We start from the raw sequence: 17,506 nt of genomic DNA on the forward strand, positions 1-17,506 counted from the left end.
GAAATAAAATAAGCCTATAAATTTTTTATTTTATTATAAAAATTTATAGGCTTTTACTATTTATTTTCTATTTACAAATCTCTAGATTAATATATATGACATGCCACACTAGTTCCATTGTCTAAAGTTTTCCATTCTGGACTTTCCTTTACGCAACGTTCTGTTTTGTATGGACATCTAGTATGAAACCTACATCCTCTTGGTAAATCAACAGCACTTGGCATACTTCCTTTTAGCTCAATTCTCTCTTTTACTTCACCTGGATGTTGAATTGGCACTGACGAAATCAATGCCTTTGTATATGGATGTTTTGGATTGTTATACACTTCATCAGCTTTTCCCTTTTCCACAATCTGTCCTAAATACATAACAGCTATTTCATCACAAAATGATTTAACTACACTAAAATTATGAGATATAAATAAATATGTCAAACCAAACTTATCTTTTAAGTCTAGCATTAAATTTAAAATTTGAGATTGTATAGATACGTCTAATGCTGCCGTTGGCTCATCACATACTATAAATTTAGGATTCATAGCCAACGCCCTTGCAATACTGATTCTTTGTCTTTGACCTCCACTAAATTCATGTGGATATCTAAATATACTTATCTCATCTAATCCACATAACTCTAGCATTTCTTTTGTTTTTTCTTCAATCTTATCTTTTGGAACTATTTTATGCTTTTTAATTCCTTCAGATACTATTTGTCCTACACTTTTTCTTGGATCCAAACTTGCATAAGGATCTTGAAAAATTATTTGTATATCACTTCTTAATTTAGTCATTTCATTATTCGATATTTTTATGTTATTTTCCACATCAAAAATGACATTATCTTTGAATGATACTTTTCCACTTGTTGGAGGTATTAATCCTAAAATAGTTTTTCCTATTGTTGATTTTCCACAACCTGATTCACCTACTAGTCCTAGTATTGTATTCTCTTTTATAGAAAAACTAACTCCATCAACAGATTTAACATATTGTTTTTCTCTTTTAAAAGATTTCCTTCTAACTGGGTAATATTTTTTGAGATTTGAAACTTCAAATATGATTCTATCCCCTTTATTCATCATTATTTTTCGTCTCCTTTCTCATAATTAAAACAACGTACCCTATGGCCTTCATTTAAATTTACCATTGGTGGTTGTGAATTTTCACATTTCGATATTCTTTTTTTACATCTTTTATAATAAGCACAACCCTTTATATCTTCATATAGATTAGGAACATTTCCTTCTATAGATTTGAATCGTCCATTAAAATTTTCAGGCATAGCTCCTAACAAATCTTTTGAATATGGATGTTTTGCATTATCAAAAAATTCTTTAACATTACACTCTTCCACAACTTTACCATAATACATTACAACTACTCTTTGCGCCATTTCTGCTATTATTCCTAAATCATGGGTAATTAACATTATTCCGCTATTACTTTCTTCCTTAACCTGCTTTAAAAGCCCTATAATCTCAGCTTGTGTTGTTACATCCAATGCAGTCGTTGGTTCGTCAGCTATTATAAGTGAAGGATTGCAAATCATTGCCATAGCAATCATTATTCTTTGTTTTAATCCACCACTTAATTCAAATGGATACTTGTTTAAAACAGCCTTAGAATCTGGTATATTTAATTTGTTTAAAAGATCTATTAGTTCACCTTTACAATTATTTTTCTTATCCGGTCTATGAATTTTGTATACTTCTCTCAATTGTTTATAAATTGTTACTACTGGATTAAGAGCTGTCATAGGTTCTTGGAATATCATTGAAATTTTATCCCCTCTTACCTTACACATTTCTTTTTCAGTTAAATCTATAAGATTTTTCCCCTCAAATAATATCTTACCTGATTCAACTTTTCCACTTTCGCTATTGATAAGCCCCATAATAGCCAAAGAGGTAACGCTTTTTCCGCTTCCTGATTCCCCTACAATACCCAATACTTCACCAGAATTTACACTTAAATCTACACCTTTTACTGCTTCAACCTTTCCCATTACTGTATGAAAGGAAACTTTAAGATCTTTTACTTCTAACATACTCATTACTATTTCCTCCTACAGACGAGTTTTCGGATCTAGAGCATCGCGAAGCCCATCTCCAACAAAGTTTATTGATAATACCATTAAAATGATTAAGCTACCTGCTGGTATCCAAAGCCACCATTCTCTTTGTAACGTTCCTATATTTTGTGCAGCAATTAACATATTCCCCCAACTTGGTTGTGGTAACTTAACCCCTATTCCTAAAAAGCTTAATGAGGCTTCTGTTAAAATACCATTTGCTATCGCTAATGTTGATGCAACTAATATGGGTGACATTATATTAGGAAGTATGTGACTCTTTATTATTTCAAAAGAAGATAACCCCATGGCTTTAGCTGCCATAATATAATCATTCTCTTTTAACGATAAAATCTCCGCCCTTACTATTCTTGCTATATTAGGCCACATTAAAAAACCAATTATTATAATCAGATTCTTAACCCCTGGACCTACTACTGCTGCAACTGATATTGCAATAACAAAGAATGGGAAACACATTATTACATCAATTATTCTCATAATTATTTTTTCAGCTATTCCCCCAAAATAGCCTGCGATGGCTCCCATTATTACCCCTATAACTAATTGCAATGTCATTGATGCAACACCAACTACTATGGATACCCTACCTCCATAGATCAATCTCGTAAACACATCTCTTCCAAGTTCATCTGTTCCTAATATATGTTCACTATTTGGTGCCATTTTTATATTAAATAAATCTGTTTCACTAATTGTATAATCCGTAAGTAATGGTGCACATACTGAAAGTAACACTAATATTAAAATTATAAATACACCTATTACCGCTAATTTGTTGTTCTTAAACTTACGAAAGGATATTTCTGTTAATGATACATATTTTTCTTTTTTTGCCTTGTCTTCTCTTTTTAAAGTATTTGCAACCATAGTATCCTCCCTATTGACTTAATCTAATTCTTGGATCTGCTATTGCATATAAAATATCTGCTATTATATTTGCTACTACAATAACAACTGCTATAAGCATTGTTATACCCATTATCAACATATAATCTCTATTCATAATTGCGTTGTAATTTAATGTCCCTATTCCTGGCCATACAAAAACAGTTTCAGTAATTAATGCACCTGAAACTAACGCTGGCAATTGCATACATAAAACTGTAATTATGGAAATCATAGAGTTTCTAAGACCATGAGTCCAAACTGCTTTATTTCTAGTAAGCCCTTTAGCTTGAGCGGTTCTCATATAATCTTTATTTAAAGAATCAAGCATAGAAGACCTTGTATATCTTAACAAGGTAGCAGTTTGAGTAAGTGATAGCACTATAACAGGCATAATCATATGCTTGATTATATCTATAACTCGCTCAAAACCTGTATATGATGCTGTTAAAGTTTCCATTCCTGACGATGGTAAAATAGCTAAATCATATCCAAGCCATTTTACTATCAACAAACCAAAGAAAAATGTTGGCATAGATATTCCTACAAATGAAAGAAAAGTAACTATATAATCTATCCATGTTTTAGATTTGGCTGCTGTAATAACTCCAACTACTATTGCCAATATTGAGCTTAATATAAATGAAACTATTGATATTAATAATGTATTTTTTAATGCTTCAACTATTATTGAAAATGCTGGTGCATTGTATTGAGTTGAATATCCAAAATCACCAACTATTGCTCTCCCTATCCATTTCAAATACTGAAGTGGAATGGGATCATAGTATCCTAATACCCTTAGTTTTTGTTCTACTACTTCGGGTGGAACATTAGGATCGATCATGTTTAAATATGGATTACCTGGTTGAAGATGAATCAGTGTAAACACTGTAACAGATACTCCAAATAATACAATCAGTGCAACCCCTAATCTTTTTGCTAAGAATTTTCCCATACTATCATTGATCTCCTTCATAAAAAAGGTTGTTTGCAAGAAACAACCTTTTCTAATTTATATTATTTAATTACCCAATTATGAACATTGTAGAATTCATTAAATGTAGATGGTTTATATCCTTCTAATTTACTGTTATATACACGTTCTATATCTTGGCAGAATAAATATGCTTCTGGTACATCTTCATTTAATATTTTCGCAAATTTACCATAGATTGCTTCACGTTCTGATTGATCTAAAGTAGCATTACCTTCTTCAATTAACTTATCTGTTTCTTGGTTATCATAAGCAACTATGTTATATCCAATCACACCTTTTTCATTCGATATAGCATCTGAATGCCACATTGGTCTTGGATCTGGATCTAAAGATAATGTATTACCCATCATATATAAATCAAATTCATGATTAGAAACTACTTTATCCATAACAGATGAAAACTCCATAGAATCTATATCTATTTTAACACCTATTTCTTTTAAGTTTTCTTGTATTACTACTGCTGTTTTTTCTCTAACTGGATGACTAGTTTGACAAACAAGAGTTAACTCTAATTTTTCCCCATCTTCATTTTCAACTATTCCATCTCCATCTTTATCTTCCCAACCAGCTTCTTTTAATAAAGATTTTGCTTTTTCAACATCATATTCATATGAATCTAATGTTGATTCTTCTGGATAAGCCCAACTTGATGGTAATAATGGCGCATTAAGAACTTGTCCACGTCCTTCTACCACATTATCTATAATACCTTGACGGTTAATTGCGTGCATGAAAGCCTTACGTAAGTTTACATCTTGTAGTTTTTCATTTCTTAAATTGAATCCCATATATGTAAATAGGTAATTATCAAAATCAACCTTTTTATAGCCTTCTTTAACTAATGAATCTACATCAGCTTTTGTTAATGCTTCTACATTAGCAACATCTATTGATCCGCTTTTAAATTCAGCTTGAGTAGTATCAGCATTAATAACTTTAAACACTAGGTTTGCTGTTTTTACTTCCCCATCAAAGAAGTCTGATGCAGCTTCGAATTTTACATGAGAACCACTTTTATATTCAGCTATTTTATATGGTCCACATCCTATTGGATTATTTAATAATTCCGTTTTATTTGTCCATTCTCCTACAGCTACTTCTGACCATATATGTTCTGGTAGTATTTGTACTGTCCCTAAGTTTGTTACAGCTGGTGCATATACCTTTTCAAATTCTATTTCTATTGTATCTTCATCAATAACCTTTAATCCTTCAATTTCATCAGCGTTTCCGTCATGATATTCTTGAGCACCTTTTATATTTTGAACATCACCATAATATCCACCTGAATAATCACTTGCTGCCATACTTGTGAATGTGAATGCTACATCATCAGCTGTTACATCTTCTCCATCATGCCATTTAGCATTATCTTTTATTTTGTATGTAATCGTTTTCTGATCATCTGAAACTTTATATTCGTCTGCTAAGTACGTTTCTAATTCTCCTTTATCATTAACTGTCATTAAGGATGCATAAACAACTGATTCAACATAGTGATCACTTGCTGTATCTGAAACAAGCGGATTGAATATTCCTTGTGGCGCTGTGTTCATAGAATATACTATAGTATCTTTTGCTTTCCCTTCGCTACTTTCTGCTCCCTTTGAACTACATCCTGTAAGTGCCGTACATAATAAAGATGTGCTTAAAAATAAACTAAATATCTTTCTTTTCATATTTCCTCCTATCGAAACTCCCTACATTTGATTTTATATATATTTCTTGTATCGCTTCACCATTATAATTTATAATTATTCTCTATGTCTAATTGATAGTTTTTATAATTTCAGGTAAAATATAGAATTTATTAATAATAAATCCATAAATATAAGTCTAAAGCTAAAACTTAATAAATCATCATCAAAAATAAAATAAGCCTATAATTTTTTTATTTTATAATAAAAATTTACAGGCTTTTATTATCTATCTTCTATTTATGTTACAAAATTTTTCTTAATTCGTCGTTTTCATATTCTTGACATACATTACTTATAGTTTTAGTACTAACTATATCCACTCCTGTATCTAGTATATTTTTTACAATTATATCTCCCACTTTTACTGGAGCAGTAATTTTTATCGTTGATAATATATTCATTATCTCAAACACTAAATCTTTTGGTACAGAAACTGATGTTTTTACTGGAAGCATATTTAAATAAGCCCCTTCTAATCTTACTGTCGAAGTTATCATTCTTTTTGGGCTGGTAACTTCATCCACACCATATTTTGCTCCCCTAATACAGCTATTTCCTTCTACTATATATTGTCCATCTATATTACTAACTATCATTTGACATCCTTTTGGACATACTATACAAGTTATCTCTCTTTTCATGATTAAACCTCCTCCACACAAATACTTATATCTTCTTTTATTAGAGATAATTTTTCTTTGTCTATTTTTAAAGTTTCCATTTCTGATGGTATCATATAAGGTCTCTTCTTTTCTAAAATTATATTATCTCCACTTCTAACAACTAATGTTTTCTTGTTACAAATATTTCTGACTCTCATAAATAGATTTATATCTTTTTCTGAGTCTAGATTTAAACTTTGTGGCACAATATAAGATATTCCATCTCCTGCCACAGTGTTTATTTTTTTATCTTCTGATTTGCTTAATCTTTCTTTTTTATTTTTAACGTATAAAGCAGCTTCTCTTCCCGCTATTCTACTTTCTTTCGTAACGAAATCTACCAAGTCGTGAACATGAACCACATTTCCACAAGCAAAAATTCCTTCTATATTAGTGGACATACTACTATCCACAATTGGTCCGCTAGTTTTTCTGTCTAGCTCCACTCCCACATTTGTTGAAAGCTCATTTTCTGGTATTAATCCTACCGAAAGTAGTAAAGTATCGCATTCTATAAATTCTTCACTGCCTGATACAACCTCTCTATTTTCATCTAATTTTGCTAAAGTTATACCTTCCACTCTATCTTTTCCATGTATGTAGTTTATACATGTTTGTAACTTCAAAGGAATATTAAAATCATCTAAACATTGAACTATATTTCTTGTTAATCCACTTGAATGAGGATTTATTTCTACCACACATTTAACTTCCGCACCTTCTAGAGTCATACGTCTTGCCATTATTAGTCCTATATCTCCCGAACCATAGATTACTACTTTTTTACCTACCATGTAACCTTCCATGTTCATATATCTTTGGGCTGCGCCTGCATTATAAACTCCTGATGGTCTATATCCCGGAATATCTATAGCGCCTCTTGTTCTTTCCCTACATCCCATAGCAAGAACTATAGTATCTGCCTTTATGTTTTCTAATCCATTTTCTCCTAAAGTTCTTACTACTTTGTTTTCTCCATCATCGTCTATGCTAAAAACCATAGTATTTAACACATGATCTATATTGTTTTCTGCTGCCATTTCAATAAATCTCCCTGCATACTCTGGTCCTGTTAATTCTTCTTTAAACTCATGTAAACCAAATCCATTATGAATACACTGATTTAAAATTCCGCCTAATTCTCTATCTCTTTCTACTATTAAAACACTTTCTGCTCCGTTTTTCTTTGCTTCAACAGCTGCTCCAAGCCCTGCTGGACCCCCTCCAATTACTACAACATTATATTTCAACAGTCTCACCTCTTACTTCCTTAAGTTTTCCAACTAACATATTTGAATTCTCATAATCCTTTAGAACTTCTTCCGGTGTAATATTTAATTCTCTTGCTAGAATTTCAACTACCTTTGGTCCACAGAACCCTCCTTGGCATCTTCCCATACCAGGTCTAACCCTTCTTTTTACACCATCTACTGTTTTTGCTCCACAAGGTCTATTTATAGCATTAACTATTTCGCCTTCTGTGATATTTTCACATCTGCAGATTATAGTTTTATATCTTCCATCTTTATTTAAAATCTCTATTTGCTCCATTGAACTCATTTCCATAAAAGGTTTATTTTTTACTCTTCTTGGATTGAAGTTTTTATTTGGTTCTAAATTCCTATTATCTTCATCCATAACTTCTTTTAATAAATCTTCCACATATAAAGCTATGGCTGGTGCTGACGCTAATCCTGGTGATTCTATTCCAGCCACATTTATAAATCCTTTTGCCACTTGTGACTTGAATATCATGAAGTCTCCTGTGTTTGGTGTAGCTCTAACTCCAGCAAAAGATGTTATTGTTTTTGAGAAATCTACATTAGGAATTGATTTTCTTCCACCATCCATAATTTCTTTTAAACCTGCTTTACTTGTAGCTATATCTTCTTTTTCAACCACTTGTGCATTTGGACCTACTAGTAAGTTACCATGAACTGTTTGAGTTACTAGCACTCCCTTTCCTTTTTCTGTTGGACATGTAAATAAAGTATGACTTGCTTTGTATCCTTCAGATTTATCAAGAATTTTGTATTCTCCTTTTCTCGGTATAATATAAAATTCATTTCCACAAATAAGGTTATTTATTTTATCTGAATAAACACCAGCTGCATTTATCACATACTTTGACTTTATCTTCTCTTTATTAGTTTTTATTTCAAAACAATTCTCTTCTTCTATTCTTTTTATATTTAGAACTTCATTTTCCAACTTTAGCTCTACTCCATTTGTAATAGCATTTTCCATAAGAGCTATATTAAAATTGAATGGACATACTATTCCAGAACTTTTACACCAAAGAGCTCCAACTACTTCTTTATTGACATTAGGCTCTATTTCTTTAACTTTGTTACCATCTATTATTTCAAGGCCACTTACTCCATTTGTTAATCCTCTTTCATAAAGCTCATGTATGTGTTTCATATCCTCTTCATTGAAAGCTAAGACCAATGATCCATTATTTTTGTATTCAACACTTAACTCTTCACAAATACTAGGATACATTTTGCAACCTAGGACATTTAATTTTGCTTTTAAAGTTCCTTCTTGTGCATCAAATCCACCATGCACTATTGCGCTATTTGCCTTTGTTGTTCCTTGGCAAACCTCTATACCTTTTTCTAAAACTACTGTTTTTAAATCATATTTTGATAGTTGTCTAGCTATTGCACTTCCTGTAATACCAGCACCTATAATTGCTACATCAAACATATTATTGCCTCCTTTTTAGCAACAAAAACAGAGAGCCCCCTATAATAACTTATAGAAAAGGCTCTCTGTTCTCATGCCATATATATTAACTTTTTTTGTTTTCTGTTTAAAATTTCCTTTTACATTAATCATTATATTCAAATGAAATCGTTTTGTCACTACTTTTATAATAATATTACCATAATTCTTTTTTTGTAGTAGATACTGCCATAGCACCACACTTTAATACATCTATAATTTCTTGCTTATCATCAATTAATCCCCCACAAATTATAGGTAAATCTGGAAATTCTTTGTGTAATCGTTCTACTACTTTAGTTATTACCCCTGGCATAATTTCAATGGCACTTGGTTTTACCCTTCTTATATTTTCCATTGATGTTTGTAATGATATAGAATCTAATAAGAATATTCTTTGCACTACATGTATATTTTCTTCCAATGCTTTTTTCACTAAACTTGTCTTTGTAGTTATTATTCCATCTATATGAAATTCATTTTTTAAATACTTTACAGTTACAGGATTACTAGATATTCCACCTATCATATCTAAATGGACAAAAACACTTTTGTCATTTAGCTTAAGTCTGTTTACTTTATCTTTTAACGTTAGAATATCTCCATTTAGCAAAAACACAACATTACAATCAGAATCTATAACTTTTTCTAAATCATGATCATCTTTTATAGCTCCTATTATAGGATTACATTCTAATAATTCTCTCATAATTATTTAATTTATTCCTTCCTAAAACTCCACCAATATTTTCTTTATCTAAACTCATTATACATTAAGCCCCACAATAATCAATGCTAATATTATTGTCTACTGCATAAAATGATTTTGCTATTTCGCTTATTTTTCTATTATCTTTATAAACAATAGTAAAATTAACTATCCACTCATTATCTTTTTTATTTATAGTAAGTTTGTGTGATTCGACACCCATATCATCTAATAAACTTAATACAAGAGGTATAGTATTGTCATCATCTATTTTTAATACAATTTGCCCTGACTTTGTTCTTTTTAATAATGAATCTATAAATTTTAAGATATATAAAACTATAAGTAATATCAGTCAGGATACCATCTCTAAGAAATAATATCCATACCCTATAGCAATTCAAATACATGCTGTTGATCATATGTAGTAAGACCTACCACCCTATTTGAAGTTTTCATTATTGTTTCTGAACATAAGAAACTTATACCAGATAAAACTTTTGCTGATAATCTCGCTGGATCTAAATTACTAATTGTATGAAATTGTAAAAATTATGTTAAATACTTGTCAACCGTTGACAGAAAACCTTCTCCAATCTATACTAAGTTTAATCAAATTTGTTTATATTATTTATAGCACGGAGAATATATGAGAGAGCTATTGTTAAACCACGGAACTTTTCTATCCGTCTTTTAATATACTCTCTTTCTTTTTTATTTTTTGTGTAAACAAAGGGAGGAAAGAAGATGAAAGTTTTTGCTCATAGAGGAGCAAGCGGTGACTATCCAGAAAATACTATGTTGGCTTTTTCAAAAGCTTTATTCATAGGTGTTGATGGAATTGAGCTTGATGTTCACAAAAGTAAAGACGGGCACTTGGTTGTTATCCATGACGAAGATGTTCAAAGAACATTTAAGGGAAAAGGACTTATAAAAGATTATACACTTGAAGAAATCAAAAGCTTTATGTGTAGAAAATTTGAATTTATTGAAAATGAAGATTGTAAGGTTCCAACATTAAGAGAAGTTTTTGATTTAATAAAAAGCAAGGATGTTATTTTAAACATTGAAGCAAAAACTGATTTAATACATTATGATTTAGAACAAGATCTTTTAGACTTAATCAAAGAATATGGCATTGAAGATAAAATATTCATGTCTTCTTTTAATCATAAGTGCTTAGATATTTTGCACAGCTTAGACAATAGTTTTAAATATGGTGCTCTTTATGAATATGAAAAAGATTATGCTCCAGAATCCAATGTTGTAGAGCATGCAAAAAAATTAAACACAAATATTTACAGCATCAATCTTTCTCAAGAATTAGTTTCAAAAGAAATAGTAGATCTTGCTCATGAAAATAACATAAAAGTATTTGTTTATACTATTAATAAACCTACTGCAATGAGAAAAATGATTGAGTTCAATGTAGATGGTGTATTCTCAGATTATCCTGATTTAATGAACGAAATTATAAAAGAGTATTAAAAATAACAAAAATATATTTTACTTGGAGGCTTCAATGGAACAAATTATTACAAGAATCAATGATATCATATGGAGTAACTGTCTGGTTGGATTATTCTTAATTACCTGTATATATTTCTCTTTAAGAACACGCTTTTTACAAATCAGACAAGTTAAAGAAATGTCTGTACTTGCGATAAACAGAAAAATCAAAAAAAGGTATATCTTCTTTCCAAGCATTATCAGTTTCACTTACTGGTAGAATAGGTGGTGGTACTGCTTTTGTCGAATCAACTTTAGGACAATTGTACAAAGTCAAAGAAGATGGACAATACAGATGTGAACCTGCTTACTAAATAGAAAAAGGCCTTTGTAAAAAAGGGAGTTGCCATAAGACAACCCACTTCTTAATTAAAATTACTTTTATACTATTACTTTCGCAAATTGATTTATACGTGTATTCTTATTTTCCCTAAATAGTTCTGCTGGGCTTCCTTGTTCTTCTATAACACCATTTTCCATAAATATAATTCTATCTGCTATTTCCCTAGCAAATTTCATCTCATGACTTACTATTATCATAGTCATATGAGCTTTTGCTAAAGATCTTATAACATCTAAAACCTCCCCAACTAATTCTGGATCAAGTGCTGAAGTTGGCTCATCCATTAGTATAACTTCTGGATCTACAGCTAAAGCCCTTGCTATTGCAACTCTTTGCTTTTGCCCTCCAGATAGTCTAGATGGATACTGATCTTTTTTATCCTCTATTCCTACCAATCTTAGTTTCTCTAGTGCTATTTTATTTGCACTATCTTTATTCATTTTTTTTACTACAATTAATGGCTCAGTTATGTTTTCTATTACGGTTTTATTATTAAATAAATTATAATTTTGAAAAACCATAGCTGTTTTTCTTCTTATTTTCAATATATCTTTCTTATGTAACTCTGCCAAATCTACATTTAAATCTCCTATAGTTAAACTTCCACTATCAGCTTTTTCTAGTATATTTATACATCTTAGTAAAGTTGATTTTCCTGTACCTGATGGTCCTATTAAAACAACAACCTCACCTTTCTTAACTTCCAAATCAATATTCTTTAATACCGTATTTTGGTCAAAATTTTTACATAAATTATTTATTTTTAACATAAGTACTTCTCCATTTAATATGCTTCACTTAGCTTTTTCTCAAGTTTATTTTGAACATATACAACTAATAAATTTATAATCCAATAAATGATTACTACACAAGTAAATGCCTCTAAATACTTATATGTTGCAGCTGCTTCTGATTGAGCTGTAGCCATTATTTCAGTAACACCTATTGTAAAAGCTAATGAAGATCCTTTTATAATATCTGCAAAAGTGTTTGTCATAGCTGGTATGGCAACCCTAATAGCTTGTGGTAAAATAACTCTTACCATAGCCTGAATATAGGTCATACCAAAAGCATAACATGCTTCAGCTTGTCCTTTGTCCACTGAAGATATTGCTCCTCTTAAACTTTCAGCAAAATATGCTGATGAATTAAGACCTAATACAATCACTGCTGCATTAAAAGCACTTAACTCTTTAAGTGCTGGAATTATTTTTATTAATCCAAAATATATAAAAAATAATTGAGCCACCAAAGGAGTTCCTCTAAAAAAAGATATATATATTTTTGATAATCTCTTAAGCACAGGTATATCAGCATCTACAATAAAGGCTATTATCATAGCTACTACAATTCCTAGTACTAATGCTAATAATGACATTTTAAAAGTTACCCCAAGGTATTTAATCATTATTGGTATTAAGTTTACTATAAACTCAAAATCAAATATTTGCATTTTTTCACCTTTTATTCTTTAGTTGTATCTAGACCAAACCATTTATCTGATAATTCACTAAATGTTCCATCTTCATGCATAGATATTATAGCTTCATTTACTTTTTCTATTCTTTCTTTGCTCGCATCTTCTTTTCTAAAAGGATATTGATTTATCTCATAAACACCTGTATCTATATCAGCTATTTTTAGAGCTAACTTACCTTGTTCAATAGTAGTTTTTGCTTTTACTTCTGATAACCACGCTACATCTATTCTTCCATCTACAACATCTTGTTCCATAGGAACTCCATCATATGTAACTATTTCTAAATCTAAGTCATATTTTTCATTAAGGTCTTTTATAGTTTTTTCACCATTTCCACCTAATACACATCCAACTTTCATACCTTTTACATCTTCTATTTTGCTTATTTTGCTATCTTTTGGAACTATAAATTTATATTTACTGTAAGCATATGTTTCAGTAAAATCATATTTTTCTCTTCTTTCTTCTGTTGTTGACATTTGATGTGCAACTGTATCTATCTTTTCAGCATCTAACATACCAACTAATCCACTGAATTTAGCTGTTTGGAATTCTATATCATATCCTGTTCTTTTTCCTATCTCTTTCCATACATCAACTTCAAAACCTTTATTCTCGTCATTTTCTTTAAAACACCATGGATAATATTCTGTAGAAACGCCTACTATTAATTTGTTTTTTGAATCAGAATTTGATTCTTCTTCTGATTTTTCATTTGAGCTACTACACCCTACTAACATAGTTGCCCCAATCATTAAACATGATAAAATTGCAATAATTTTTTTGCTTGTTATTCTCATCTCTTTTCTCTCCTTAAGATTAAATATTTTTATGATAACATTTTCCAAATTAATTCTATCATAGTTATAAACTACTGTCTTATTGTGTTTTTATATATATACAACCAAATTATTACATTTTTTTATAGTATAATTTTGACATAAGTTTTAAATACAAAAAAAAGATGCATTAAGCATCTTTTTTCATAATTTATAATCTATTTAAGGCCTTTTCTATTCTATTTAAACCATCTTCTAGCTGATATCTTGGACAAGCTATATTAATTCTTGCAAAGTTTTTACAGTTTTTATCAAAAACATCTCCTTTATTTAATGCAACTTTAGCATGTTCTTGTAAATACAAATTAATATCTTCTACTTTATACTCTGAAAAATCTAACCAAACCACATAAGTCCCTTCTGGTCTTACAAACTTAACCTTTGGTAAATTTTCATGGATAAAATAACTTAAATAATTTAAATTATCTTCTAGATAATCTAATAATTGACTTAGCCACTCTTCACCTTCATTAAAAGCTGTTTCTACAGCTGCCACACTAAAAGAATTATTTCTTGCAATATGATATTTACCCAGTGCTTTTTTAAATTTTTCACGCTCATTTTCTTTTGGTATAGATACAAATGATGCTTGTAGTCCAGCTAGATTAAATGTTTTACTTGCAGAGAAACATGTTATTGTTATTTCTTCAACTTCTTTTGATAAAGATGCAAAAGGAGTAAATTTATAATCTTTAAATACTAAATCTCTCCATACTTCATCGCTTATTACCCTTACATTATATTTTAAACATATATCAGCTATTCTCTTTAACTCATCTTTTTCCCACACCCTTCCAGTAGGATTATGCGGATTACATAATATATACCATTTTATATTATTTTCCACTATTTGATTTTCAAAATCTTCAAAATCAATTACATACTTATTGTCTTTAATGATTAATTCATTTAAGAATAATTTTCTGCTATTGTCTAACACACAATCATAAAATGGAGGATATGCTGGCGAACTAATCATAATATTATCATCTTTTGATGTCAATAATTCAACTGCTAGAACCAATGATAATACCACGCCTGAAGTATGTATTAAAGTTTCTGGATTCATTCTATATCCGTATCTTTTTTCTGTCCAATTGCACGCACTTTCAAAATAACTTTCCCCCGTATTTACATATCCAAATATATTTTGGTCTAAGACTTTTTTCATGGATTCACTTATATTTGGACATATTTCAAAATCCATATCTGCTATCCAAAATGGTAATAAGTCATTTGATATAAATCCACCTTCCATACCTGACCATTTAGTAGAGTTATTATTTTTTCTATCTATTTTCTTGTCAAAATTGTATTTCATATTTATCCCCCTTAATATAATTTGTTTTGTTATCTGTATATAATTTTCCCTTGATTTAAATTATATGGTTCTTACAATAGTGATTATACTACAAATATAGATTATTTCTACAAGGTTATTTTAATTAATATTCTACCCATTTGGTACACCAAAATTACAGGAGTGCTATTCTACAAAAATAAAAAAGAGGTGTCTAACGACAACTCTTTTGCATATATTAACTACATTGCGTTTAATATTTCTCTTAATTCTTCTTCAGTATAGTGATAAGTACTGTTACAGAAATGGCAACTTATTTCAGCTTGCTTATCTTCTTCTATTATTTCAGTTAAAGTTTCTCTACCTAATGATATTAAAACCTTTTGTATTCTATCCTTTGAGCAGTTACAGTCAAACTTAACATCACATATATCTAATATTTTTGGATCTAATCCTTCTAACACTAGATTTAGTATGTCATCTGGAGTCATTCCTTCACTTAACATTGTAGTAATTGATTTTAATTTAGCTACGTTTTTCTCTAAAGTAGCTATAGTTTCTTCTGTTGCATCTGGCATTAATTGAACTATTAGTCCTCCAGCTTGCTCAACTTCTGTTGCTGTTGTAAGAACTCCTAAAGAAACTACTGATGGAGTTTGCTCAGATAATGCAAAATAGTGAGTAAAGTCTTCCGCTATTTCTCCGCTCACTAATGGATAAGAACCAACATAAGGCTCTCTAAGTCCTAAATCTTTTATTACTTTAACATATCCATCTTTTCCTACTGCTCCAGCAACATTTAATTTTCCATTTGGATAGTCTTCAACTTGCACACCATTTAAGTCTGGGTATTGTACATAACCTTTAACATTTCCTTTTGAGTCAGCAGTTGTAAGTATAGTACCTATAGGTCCTCCACCTTTTATGATTACACTTAATTCATCTTTCTCATTTTTCATCATTAAACCCATCATAGCTGTAGCTGTTAATGTTCTTCCAAGTGCTGCAGTAGCAACTTTTATTGTATTGTGATTATCTCTAGCAGTTTGAACTAAGTTTTTAGTTATACCAACATAAGCTCTTACTTGTCCATTTCCACTAGTTGCTTTTATAACGTAATCCTTCATTGTTTTCCCTCCATTATGTTGTTATTTTTTACACACAAAAAATACTCTTTCGCTGTCTTCTTTTGGAGCTTCTAATTTGAAATCTCCATAAGTTTTAATATAATCAAAACCTGCATTTTTTAGTAATTCTATTATTTCTTCATTTTTATAAGCTCTTTGTAGGTGATTTTCTTCAAACTTATCAAACCTACCATCTTCACCTCTGACAAAGAATGCTAAGTCCATTTCCACTAAGTTTTCGTAATCATCGAAATAGTTTTGCCACATATAAGCTACATTTTCTCTGTTTTCACCATACATGTTGTTTCCCAGTACTTTTGATAATTTGTAATAAGAACTTATATCAAATATGAAAATTCCATTTTCTTTTAGTAACTCATGACATTTAACAAATACACCTTCTAAATCTTCATCATAAGTTATATAGTTAAATCCATCGCATCCACAAAGGATACAATCTAAGTTAGGTACATCAAAATCAAGTTCTACTATATCTTGTTCTAGTAATACTAACTCAACATTTTCTTTTTCTGCTTTTTCCCTAGCAACTTGTAACATTTCTTCTGAAATATCTATGGCTGCTATGTCATAGTTTTTCTTAGTAAGTGGTATAGTTAAATTTCCTGTACCACAAGCTAATTCTAATATATTTTGTACTTCAACATTTTCACTTTTTATTATATCTTCAATGTATTTAACCCAATTGTCGTAATCAACTTCGTTCATAAGTTCATCATAGACAAAGGCAAAATCACTATACTGATTCATCCTTTTTATCCTCTTCTTCAGCTTTCTTTTTTAATTGTTTTTTGCGTGATGTGAGGATTCCACCAATTCGACCAGCTTCCTTAGCAGTAAGACCTGCCCATCCTCTTTCATCAACTTTATCTAGTAATCCTAACTCCTCAGCTATCTCATATTTCATTATATCATCTTTTGTCAATGGTTTTACTTTCTTTTCATTTTTCTTTCTTTGCTTTTCGCATTTATAAATGAATTCTTCAGTTAATTTATTTTTATTCATAAAAAAACACCCCTTCTTTTTTTGTAGTTTTGTCATATAGACAAAAATTTATACAAATAAACTAAGGGGGTATATTTTATTAACTAAATAAAAACAACTC

General features: G+C 30.1%; 19 protein-coding genes. 2 read left to right on the top strand and 17 right to left on the bottom strand.

Translation table 11 applies throughout. The features are described from left to right. Positions 1–86: 86 nt before the first annotated feature. The 10 genes from NSA58_RS01810 to NSA58_RS01855 form a co-directional block, all read right to left on the bottom strand. Complete coding sequence (locus NSA58_RS01810; protein WP_257559990.1) at positions 87–1,082, bottom strand: ABC transporter ATP-binding protein; 996 nt, start codon at positions 1,080–1,082, stop codon at positions 87–89. Beyond that, positions 1,082–2,053, bottom strand: coding sequence for an ABC transporter ATP-binding protein (locus NSA58_RS01815; RefSeq protein ID WP_074429869.1), 972 nt, complete (start codon positions 2,051–2,053; stop codon positions 1,082–1,084). Before NSA58_RS01815 ends, NSA58_RS01810 begins: the two co-directional genes overlap by 1 nt. 12 nt (positions 2,054–2,065) lie before the next feature. Continuing rightward, positions 2,066–2,962 carry an oligopeptide ABC transporter permease gene (opp4C, locus tag NSA58_RS01820; protein ID WP_079764851.1) on the bottom strand — a complete coding sequence of 299 codons (897 nt, stop codon included), beginning with the start codon at positions 2,960–2,962 and terminating at the stop codon, positions 2,066–2,068. A gap of 10 nt (positions 2,963–2,972) precedes the next feature. After that, complete coding sequence (locus NSA58_RS01825; protein WP_039679213.1) at positions 2,973–3,938, bottom strand: ABC transporter permease; 966 nt, start codon at positions 3,936–3,938, stop codon at positions 2,973–2,975. A gap of 62 nt (positions 3,939–4,000) precedes the next feature. Next, a complete protein-coding gene (locus tag NSA58_RS01830; RefSeq protein ID WP_257559991.1) occupies positions 4,001–5,662 on the bottom strand; it encodes an ABC transporter substrate-binding protein in 1,662 nt (553 codons plus the stop codon). Positions 5,663–5,925: 263 nt separating this feature from the next. Then, positions 5,926–6,324, bottom strand: coding sequence for a DUF1667 domain-containing protein (locus NSA58_RS01835; RefSeq protein ID WP_039679211.1), 399 nt, complete (start codon positions 6,322–6,324; stop codon positions 5,926–5,928). 2 nt (positions 6,325–6,326) lie between these two features. Beyond that, positions 6,327–7,598, bottom strand: a complete 1,272-nt coding sequence (locus tag NSA58_RS01840; protein ID WP_334291541.1) for an NAD(P)/FAD-dependent oxidoreductase — start codon at positions 7,596–7,598, stop codon at positions 6,327–6,329. Further along, positions 7,585–9,057 carry an NAD(P)/FAD-dependent oxidoreductase gene (locus NSA58_RS01845; RefSeq protein ID WP_039679209.1) on the bottom strand — a complete coding sequence of 491 codons (1,473 nt, stop codon included), beginning with the start codon at positions 9,055–9,057 and terminating at the stop codon, positions 7,585–7,587. The genes NSA58_RS01840 and NSA58_RS01845 overlap by 14 nt, the downstream gene beginning before the upstream one ends. 175 nt (positions 9,058–9,232) lie before the next feature. Further along, on the bottom strand, positions 9,233–9,784 hold the full coding sequence (locus tag NSA58_RS01850; protein WP_039679208.1) for a glycerol-3-phosphate responsive antiterminator: 552 nt from the start codon (positions 9,782–9,784) through the stop codon (positions 9,233–9,235). Positions 9,785–9,848: 64 nt separating this feature from the next. Then, positions 9,849–10,007: a hypothetical protein gene (locus tag NSA58_RS01855; protein WP_161791912.1), complete on the bottom strand. Its 159-nt coding sequence runs from the start codon at positions 10,005–10,007 to the stop codon at positions 9,849–9,851. A gap of 524 nt (positions 10,008–10,531) precedes the next feature. Here NSA58_RS01855 and NSA58_RS01860 point away from each other — a divergent pair. Both NSA58_RS01860 and NSA58_RS20945 read left to right on the top strand, forming a co-directional pair. Then, positions 10,532–11,272, top strand: coding sequence for a glycerophosphodiester phosphodiesterase (locus NSA58_RS01860; protein ID WP_039679207.1), 741 nt, complete (start codon positions 10,532–10,534; stop codon positions 11,270–11,272). 242 nt (positions 11,273–11,514) lie between these two features. Continuing rightward, positions 11,515–11,607, top strand: a complete 93-nt coding sequence (locus tag NSA58_RS20945) for an alanine:cation symporter family protein (RefSeq protein WP_408648029.1) — start codon at positions 11,515–11,517, stop codon at positions 11,605–11,607. A gap of 67 nt (positions 11,608–11,674) precedes the next feature. On the opposite strand, the gene NSA58_RS01865 is transcribed toward NSA58_RS20945, so the two are convergent. From NSA58_RS01865 to NSA58_RS01895, 7 genes are all read right to left on the bottom strand, one after another. Further along, the gene (locus tag NSA58_RS01865; RefSeq protein ID WP_039679206.1) at positions 11,675–12,406 is read right to left on the bottom strand and encodes an amino acid ABC transporter ATP-binding protein; all 732 of its coding nucleotides are present in this window, start codon (positions 12,404–12,406) and stop codon (positions 11,675–11,677) included. Positions 12,407–12,420: 14 nt separating this feature from the next. Then, positions 12,421–13,089, bottom strand: coding sequence for an amino acid ABC transporter permease (locus NSA58_RS01870; protein ID WP_039679205.1), 669 nt, complete (start codon positions 13,087–13,089; stop codon positions 12,421–12,423). Between the two features lie 11 nt (positions 13,090–13,100). Next, positions 13,101–13,916, bottom strand: coding sequence for a transporter substrate-binding domain-containing protein (locus NSA58_RS01875; protein ID WP_257559992.1), 816 nt, complete (start codon positions 13,914–13,916; stop codon positions 13,101–13,103). A gap of 190 nt (positions 13,917–14,106) precedes the next feature. Beyond that, a complete protein-coding gene (locus NSA58_RS01880; RefSeq protein WP_039679203.1) occupies positions 14,107–15,276 on the bottom strand; it encodes a MalY/PatB family protein in 1,170 nt (389 codons plus the stop codon). A 221-nt stretch (positions 15,277–15,497) separates the two neighbouring features. Further along, positions 15,498–16,382: an Hsp33 family molecular chaperone HslO gene (gene hslO, locus NSA58_RS01885; RefSeq protein ID WP_074079845.1), complete on the bottom strand. Its 885-nt coding sequence runs from the start codon at positions 16,380–16,382 to the stop codon at positions 15,498–15,500. A 21-nt stretch (positions 16,383–16,403) separates the two neighbouring features. Further along, positions 16,404–17,150, bottom strand: coding sequence for a class I SAM-dependent DNA methyltransferase (locus tag NSA58_RS01890; protein WP_039679201.1), 747 nt, complete (start codon positions 17,148–17,150; stop codon positions 16,404–16,406). Then, entirely contained in the window at positions 17,137–17,406 is a 270-nt protein-coding gene (locus NSA58_RS01895) for a small, acid-soluble spore protein, alpha/beta type (protein WP_039679200.1), read from the bottom strand. Before NSA58_RS01895 ends, NSA58_RS01890 begins: the two co-directional genes overlap by 14 nt. Positions 17,407–17,506 lie beyond the last annotated feature (100 nt).

It is taken from the genome of Terrisporobacter muris, from assembly GCF_024621905.1.
Classification (GTDB): domain Bacteria; phylum Bacillota; class Clostridia; order Peptostreptococcales; family Peptostreptococcaceae; genus Terrisporobacter; species Terrisporobacter muris.

What these genes read in the sequence shown, in the direction of transcription:
- NSA58_RS01845 (WP_039679209.1), bottom strand. Translation starts at nt 9,057, where the DNA reads ATGTTTGATGTAGCAATTATAGGTGCTGGTATTACAGGAAGTGCAATA.
- NSA58_RS01830 (WP_257559991.1), bottom strand. Translation starts at nt 5,662, where the DNA reads ATGAAAAGAAAGATATTTAGTTTATTTTTAAGCACATCTTTATTATGT.
- NSA58_RS01890 (WP_039679201.1), bottom strand. Translation starts at nt 17,150, where the DNA reads ATGAATCAGTATAGTGATTTTGCCTTTGTCTATGATGAACTTATGAAC.
- NSA58_RS01815 (WP_074429869.1), bottom strand. Translation starts at nt 2,053, where the DNA reads ATGAGTATGTTAGAAGTAAAAGATCTTAAAGTTTCCTTTCATACAGTA.
- NSA58_RS01865 (WP_039679206.1), bottom strand. Translation starts at nt 12,406, where the DNA reads ATGTTAAAAATAAATAATTTATGTAAAAATTTTGACCAAAATACGGTA.
- opp4C (WP_079764851.1), bottom strand. Translation starts at nt 2,962, where the DNA reads ATGGTTGCAAATACTTTAAAAAGAGAAGACAAGGCAAAAAAAGAAAAA.
- NSA58_RS01810 (WP_257559990.1), bottom strand. Translation starts at nt 1,082, where the DNA reads ATGATGAATAAAGGGGATAGAATCATATTTGAAGTTTCAAATCTCAAA.
- NSA58_RS01855 (WP_161791912.1), bottom strand. Translation starts at nt 10,007, where the DNA reads ATGGGTGTCGAATCACACAAACTTACTATAAATAAAAAAGATAATGAG.
- NSA58_RS01895 (WP_039679200.1), bottom strand. Translation starts at nt 17,406, where the DNA reads ATGAATAAAAATAAATTAACTGAAGAATTCATTTATAAATGCGAAAAG.
- hslO (WP_074079845.1), bottom strand. Translation starts at nt 16,382, where the DNA reads ATGAAGGATTACGTTATAAAAGCAACTAGTGGAAATGGACAAGTAAGA.
- NSA58_RS01835 (WP_039679211.1), bottom strand. Translation starts at nt 6,324, where the DNA reads ATGAAAAGAGAGATAACTTGTATAGTATGTCCAAAAGGATGTCAAATG.
- NSA58_RS01880 (WP_039679203.1), bottom strand. Translation starts at nt 15,276, where the DNA reads ATGAAATACAATTTTGACAAGAAAATAGATAGAAAAAATAATAACTCT.
- NSA58_RS01875 (WP_257559992.1), bottom strand. Translation starts at nt 13,916, where the DNA reads ATGAGAATAACAAGCAAAAAAATTATTGCAATTTTATCATGTTTAATG.
- NSA58_RS01860 (WP_039679207.1), top strand. Translation starts at nt 10,532, where the DNA reads ATGAAAGTTTTTGCTCATAGAGGAGCAAGCGGTGACTATCCAGAAAAT.
- NSA58_RS01825 (WP_039679213.1), bottom strand. Translation starts at nt 3,938, where the DNA reads ATGGGAAAATTCTTAGCAAAAAGATTAGGGGTTGCACTGATTGTATTA.
- NSA58_RS01850 (WP_039679208.1), bottom strand. Translation starts at nt 9,784, where the DNA reads ATGAGAGAATTATTAGAATGTAATCCTATAATAGGAGCTATAAAAGAT.
- NSA58_RS01870 (WP_039679205.1), bottom strand. Translation starts at nt 13,089, where the DNA reads ATGCAAATATTTGATTTTGAGTTTATAGTAAACTTAATACCAATAATG.